This is a genomic window from Lacinutrix chionoecetis (assembly GCF_053604665.1).
Genome location: NZ_JBSHNQ010000061.1, coordinates 1 through 1,222, shown reverse-complemented (window position 1 = coordinate 1,222; position 1,222 = coordinate 1). Strand labels below are relative to the sequence as shown.

Annotated in this window: 1 pseudogene; it reads right to left on the bottom strand. The window is 44.4% G+C overall.

Annotated features, from left to right (window positions below):
- Positions 1-1,222 (bottom strand): annotated as a pseudogene (locus tag ACVC43_RS02265) (hypothetical protein); the annotation flags it as partial.

The following is a 1,222-nucleotide window of genomic DNA, read 5'->3' as shown; positions in this document are numbered from 1 at the left end:
AATAGCGGTTTGCGCGTCTAAATCGAACAGGGCAAAGCCATCGTTATCGTCATCACATTCTTCTACCATAACTGGCATGGCTACTGGTGATGGTAATGGGTTGACTCTTAAATCTAAGGTGATGGTGCTTACACAGCTGGTATTGTTGTTTTCTGCGCGCACATAAATGGTTTGGGGGTTAACCACATTGGTGTATGGGCTAAAAATCTGCACATTGGCATCGTTAGTGTCTGCTCCTGCCTGCGTGGTAAAATAGGTTAGTGTAATGCCTGTTTGCCCGTTTAGTATCTGGGCGTTGGCATCTTCTAAATTAAATTCTTCGACCTCATCGCCTGGGTTGTTAATATCACAGAGCTCGAGTGGGTCTGGTTGTACCAGTACTGGTAATGGGTTTACTATTAACTCTAAGGCTACGGTTTTGTAACAGCCTGTGGCATTGTCTTCTACACGTACCCAAATGGTTTCCATGTTTATGGTACCATTTATATAGGCGTTTGGCGTTGCAATTGGGTTGTTTGCTGCTTCGGCATTGGCTTGGGTCTGGTAGTAGGTAATGGTGTATAATGTTGGGTCTAAATCGTTAGTGGCATCGCCATCTAACAGGTTTAGTATTTCTGGTTCTTTGGTTGGTAAATTAAAGGTGGCAAACCCATCGGCATCGTTATCGCAAACGGCTAAGGGTGTTAAATCTTGTGCGCTGATGATTTGTGGGGTTGGGTTGACAATGAGTACAAGGTCTTCGAAACTGGCACAGTCTGTTGCTATGGTGGCACTTTCTACGCGTACGTAGATGGTTTGCATGTTAACCACAATGTTGTTATACGGACTGGCTAATGGGTTGATGTTGTTTTGCGCATCGGCTGGTGTTTCGTGATAGGTAACGGTAAGTCCTGGTGCGCCTCCTGTAATTTGTGCATCGGCATCGGTAAGGGTAAAGACACCAAAGCCATCACTGTCTGGATCGCAATATTCTAAAGCAGTTGGTGTAAAAATTACTGGTGCCTGCTCAACTACCAAGTCTAATGTGATTGTATTGTAACAGCTGGTGTTGGTATTGAGCACACCTGCCACTATGGTTTGTGGGTTGCTTATATTAGTGTAGGTATTTGGTAATGGGTTGGCCTGAGCGTCTGCATCTGCCTGATTGAGGTAATACGTAACGCTATAGGCTGGATTGCTACCTGTTATTTCGTTGTTTTTTATCGTTAAATCGATGGCTGTA